Source organism: Gemmatimonas sp. (assembly GCF_041689975.1).
Lineage (GTDB): Bacteria > Gemmatimonadota > Gemmatimonadetes > Gemmatimonadales > Gemmatimonadaceae > Gemmatimonas.
The window spans coordinates 1-5,269 of sequence record NZ_JBDNFF010000279.1; the positions used below are offsets into that span (position 1 = coordinate 1).

Genomic DNA, 5,269 nt, shown 5'->3' on the forward strand with positions numbered 1-5,269 from the left:
ATGATCTCCACTTTTCGTCTTGCCGGTCGAAATCAGCCGGGTCAGTACCGCGTTGAGGGCTCGTCCAGCGGGTCCTGAGGCCAGTGGTGAACGGGGGTTCCGGCCCGCTCCTCCTTCACGCGCCATCGCAGGTAAGCCACATACCAAGACAGAGATTGGACGCCCTCCGACATCTTTTCCAACCGATGTACCTCGCAATGGTGTTTCTTACAAAGCTTGATCAGATCGCGAGGCGTTTCGCTGCCCAGCTTGCGGTAGCTGAGATGGTGGGTCGCGAAGGGTATCTGGAGCACGTCGTCCTGAAGTGGATGCACCTCGCATACCCAGCAATCGCGCAGGTGCGGATTATCACGGAAGAGTTCTGCGAATCTGTCCTTTGCTGGATGGTCGGCCTGGTAGTCGCCATAACTGGTGAATTTGGATTTTGCGATTTTCTGCACAAGAATCTCCTTCTCTTCGCAGGCTGATAGATCTCCAGGCCACACTCTGCCCCACGGCCAGTGCTCAGCCAGCACTTCTAGCCCGGCGCCGTTGAGCCAACCGCACTGATCTTGGTAGCAAGCGTCGGCGGGCAGGCTACTCATGCGCTTCTCCTCAGACGCAGCGCCATCACGGTCAGATGAATCAGCCCCATGGCCAGTAGCACCGCGACCGCAAGCCACACGCCGGTGTCAAAGAAGCCTGTCGCCAGTCCATCGGTGGCCGGCGAAGACGGGAAGGAATCAAAGCTCGTCTGCAGATCAATGGCTGCTCCAGCGCCCCTCAAACCCCATTGGGAGGCAGCGAGCCGGGATACCAACGCAATAGATGCTCAGATTATCCATCCCCACCCCTACCTCTCGGTTACCAAATCTTCGATGAACTCAGACCCCGGTGTCACGCCGGTCACGAGCAGGTGATCCCGCGCTCGGGTACAGGCGACGTAGAGGAGCTGGCGTTCGGTCTCCCAGACGTCCTCGAGGTCGGCGTAATCACCGATCTGCTCGATCCGCGATTGAGACGGAACGACACCTTCGTCGCAGGCGATTACAGCAACGGCCCGGAATTCGAGCCCTTTGGCAAGCTCCATGATCCCAACGGCGACCGCGCCGCTGCCGGCGTCGTTGGTCCCGTCGAGGAGCAGCGCCTTCGCGCCCGCCGCCTCCACCGCTGCTCGGGCGCGAGGAATCTCGTCAGACGAGCGAACGAAGGTCCCGATCTCCCCCGGCTCCAATCCACCGTCGATGAGCCCCTTGATCCACTGCGCGGTCAGCGTCTCCTCGGCGGCCGCTGAATCAACGAGTTCGATGCTTGGCAGCGCGCCGGCGAAGACGGAGACCGTTCCACCGCGGCTTTCCGAAATCCCGTCAACATCGCTCAGCTGAGGCGGCAGCAGCCGGTCCGCGCAACGGCGAATCTCATGCGATGTCCGGTAGTTCACCCGCAGCGTCTTCGAGCGCCCGCGGATGTCCACCCCGAGCGATTTCCATGAGAACGGTGTCTGGAAGATCCTTTGGCCGAGGTCGCCGGCAAAGAAGAGTCCGTCCGGGCGGCTGCCGGCCATCGCAGCCAGCAGCCGAAGCTGTGGCACGCTGATGTCCTGGGCCTCGTCCACCACGACGAAGTCAAAGCCGCCACCGCTGCCATCCTCGACGACCCCAGTCGCCGTCCCGTAGAGCTGCGGCATCGTCACCAGCCTGCGCTCGTCCAGGCCCGCAGCGACCTGCTCGAAGATCGCCCACAGCTCCTTGCGCTGAGGCTCACCGAGGCCGGTCTTGCGCCCGAGCCGTTGCACCGATCGGTACTCCTCCCAGCCGCCGATCTGCCACTGATCCACCACGTCGCTCCATTCGCTCTCCACGAACGCTTCGGAGAAGCGATTCTCCTCAACCTCTGAAGCGGCAAGAGCAACCAGCTCACGGATGTCGTCGACGCTCGCGAGCTGGGGAAGCTCCCCGGCGCCGCCCACTATCTCGAGAGCCACCGTGTCCAGCGGCTCGACAACGATCCGCTCCAGGACTTCGTTCTCGCCGTCCAGAAGCCGTTGCAGCTTCACCCGCAGCGCCGCCGCCAGCGGCTCGTTGAACGTCGTCAGTAGCACCCGCGCCTGCGGATCACGCCGCGCCAGCCCTGCCGCCCGGTGAAGCGCCACCACAGTCTTGCCCGTGCCGGCGGAGCCGGAGACCCGCGCCGGACCGTTGAATTCTTTCTTAGCGAACACCCGTTGCTCGGGATGGAGGAAGACCGTCCACTTGTCCCACGGGAAGTCGAGCGCGCGCTGGAGCTCCTCGACGGTGTTGACGAGCAGGAAACGCCGCTGCGCGTCAGGGTGCTCGAACGGGTTGGACCCGGGCTCGGCGTGGACAGGAACCGTTGGAGTACCGCCAGTCGCTAGCTCCCAGAGCGCTTCGAAGGCTTCGGCCGGCAGATGGCTTGCGAGGACTTCCAGTGAACGCTCATCGCAGGCGGCCCGTACGTCGGGCAGCCAGTCCTCCGGCACGCCGAAGCTGAGCAGTTCATCGTCGGTGATGTCAGTAAACAGCGGCTCAGGGACCGCCGGCGCCTTGGGTTTCTCCGGCGCCTCGCTGCCGTCGGCGTCCTCCGGCGGCGCCTCGATGTAGACGGGAATGGGGATCTCCTGGACCGTCTCTCGGACTTCGACTATCTGCGGGGAACCAGTCTTGGGGTGAATATCCATACGCCGACGGGAGGCCCACTCGTAAGCCTTGTCGTGGTGCGCGACAAAGCAGAGCGTGCGCAGCCCATCTCGCTCATGGATGATGATTCGTACGTCCCGGTTGACCCTGACCGAACGAAAGTTCTTGTCCTTCGGCGCCTTAAGGCGCTCGTAGTTGAGGCCTTTGCTCCCGAGATCGCCGTCAAACAGCTGAAAAGCGGTACGCGAGGCGGCCCGTTCATCCTCTGCTCCCAGCCGAGCAAGGCCGTCGGTAAAAGAGTCAGCGACGCCGATCTGCATGGTCAGTCGACCCGAACGACCTTCATCACCTCATCGCCGAGGTGGTTAATTACCTTCACAGCGATGCGGCCAGACTCCGGCTTGTCGAAAGGCCGGGAGACGTCGCTGTTGAGGCTCGCCCAAGCCTCCTCGTCGATCTCAGCCTTCAGCGTCGTCTTTAGAGCCTTGTAGGGGTCGTTGGCTCCGAGGAAGTAGGCCTGCCGGACAAAGAAACTCTCCTCGTTGTAGTCGCTGTCAATGAACCAGCAGGCGATCCCGTCGGCGCCATCGCTGCGCACCTCGCCGCTGCTTGGATCGAAGACGTCAACGCCGTTGACGCGGATCTGGATCTGCCCTCCCCCAGCATCGTCGCCTTCGGCGTCCAGTACCTCGATGTCCGGTTCGCCGAAGATCACGAACAGGTTGCCCTTGCCAGTGTTCTTCAGGTCCTCGGCCATGTGGAGGTCGGCGTTCATCCGTGCCTTCAGCACCGGAATCTTGCCTAGCTGGTCGAACTCGGAAGCGTGGGCCTCGTAGTTGAATGCGCAGGAGACGAGCACGTCGAAGTCGGCGTCGCCAGCTTCCTTCGCGGCCTGCACGAGGTCGGCGCGCGAAACGGTCCCGAACTCCGGGCCGATGAAGATGGCGGCGCGCTTTTCGGGCGCGTTCTCCTTCTCCCCCTCGCGGTAGCGCCCCTCGCCGCCGATCATCTGGCCGGGCCACGGAGCTACAGAGACGAAGTTGAGCTTGTCTTCTTTATGGGCCTGCTGAACGCCGGCCGTCTTGAGGTTCTCGAGGACCATCGTGGTGAAGCCCTGGCCGTCGGCAGCTTCCTCCCCTTGGTCAAGCGGATCGATCATCTGATCGTTCTCGTCGACGCCGAGCACGCGGTGCGGCGAGATACTTTCGACCGTGAATGGGCCTGCGACGCGCACAATCTTCTTGTCCTCGTACGGTTTGTCGTAGAGGTTTTCGAACTGAGCTTTCGCCGCGATCGAGGCGTCGATCTCCTGCTGGCGCGCGATCCGCGCCGCCCACCACTCCTCGTGGAGTTTCGTTGCGCTGGCGCTCCAGTCGTCTTCGGCCTCCCGCGGTATCTCCCACTCTTCCCAGCTCCCCTTCAAGGCGCCGTTCAGCTTCTCGCGCAACGGCTCCAGCTCGGCCTGCCACTTCACCCAGATGACATCGATCTCAGCGTTGTTGGCGATCGATTTGAGGGTGATATGCGGCACGCGCTGATAGACGAAGCCGTGGCGGATGTTCCCGTACACAGGCTGCGTGCCGGGCGCCGATTGCGTGACCTCCGCTTGCTTCGCCTGTCCCTCCTTCGAATCGGCGAGCAGGTAGAACGGATAACGCGCGCCCATAATGCGGGCACGGGCCAGCGCCAGCGCCACGCGCGAGGTGTCAATCGTGATCCAGCGGCGTCCCCATTGCTCGGCGACGGTGGCGGTTGTGCCCGATCCGCAGGTCGGGTCGAGCACGAGGTCGCCGGGGTCGGTCGCCATCAAGAGGCAACGCTGAACAACCTTCTCCGCTGTTTGCACGACATAGAGTTTCGGCGACGCGAAGGTGCTTCTGACCGTATCGGACCAGACGTTCGTAAACTCCGTAACGGAGAAATCTTCCGCGTATCGGACGTATGCCAGCGTGTTCTGAACTGCGACAAGGCGGTTTGCTTTCTGTAAAACTCCGAGACCGGTCGCTGAAGTCTTCCAATGGTTGCCTTGGGCAGGTCGAAACGTCTTTCCTTGGAACTCAATTGGGCGAGAACCGACATCTGATGCTCCGGCGGAAACGAGAATGCTGGATTGGAATCGTTTGCCAGAGGGAATGTCCTCCTCGCCGTTGATTTGCTTCGTGTTTAGCCGAATCCAGTCCCCGGATTCCGTTTCAAGCCACTTATAACCCGCATCAATCAGTGACTGTTCCTTCTCGCGTAGCGGCTTCCTAAATTTTACAGACTCCTTCTTTTTCCCATACCAGAGCACGTAGTCGTAAACGGATGAAATTAGAGTTGGCGCAAACCCCCCAGTCTTTTGAAATGCAATTTGCCCGCAGAGATTTTCCTCCCCGAAAACCTCATCCATCACCGCGCGGACGCGATGGACATTTTCATCTCCGATCTGCACGAAGATTGAACCGGAATCGGTGAGCAGATCGCGGGCGACGGTGAGGCGGTCGCGCAAATATGTGAGGTAGCTGTGGATGCCGTCGCGCCAGGTGTCGCGGAAGGCTTTGACCTGCTCCGGCTCGCGGGTGATGTGGCCGGCGTTGCCGTCCTTCACGTCGCGGCTGGTGGTGGACCACTGGAAGTTGCTGTTGAACTTGATC

Annotated in this window: 3 protein-coding genes; all 3 read right to left on the reverse strand. The window is 61.8% G+C overall.

Features of this window, described 5'->3' with window-relative positions:
- Positions 1 to 41: 41 nt before the first annotated feature.
- Positions 42 to 584: a hypothetical protein gene (locus ACESNG_RS17065; protein ID WP_373069949.1), complete on the reverse strand. Its 543-nt coding sequence runs from the start codon at positions 582 to 584 to the stop codon at positions 42 to 44.
- Positions 585 to 832: 248 nt separating this feature from the next.
- Entirely contained in the window at positions 833 to 2,956 is a 2,124-nt protein-coding gene (locus ACESNG_RS17070) for a UvrD-helicase domain-containing protein (RefSeq protein WP_373069951.1), read from the reverse strand.
- A 2-nt stretch (positions 2,957 to 2,958) separates the two neighbouring features.
- Positions 2,959 to 5,269, reverse strand: a 2,311-nt coding sequence (locus tag ACESNG_RS17075; protein ID WP_373069953.1) for a site-specific DNA-methyltransferase, incomplete at its 5' end; no start/stop codon positions are given.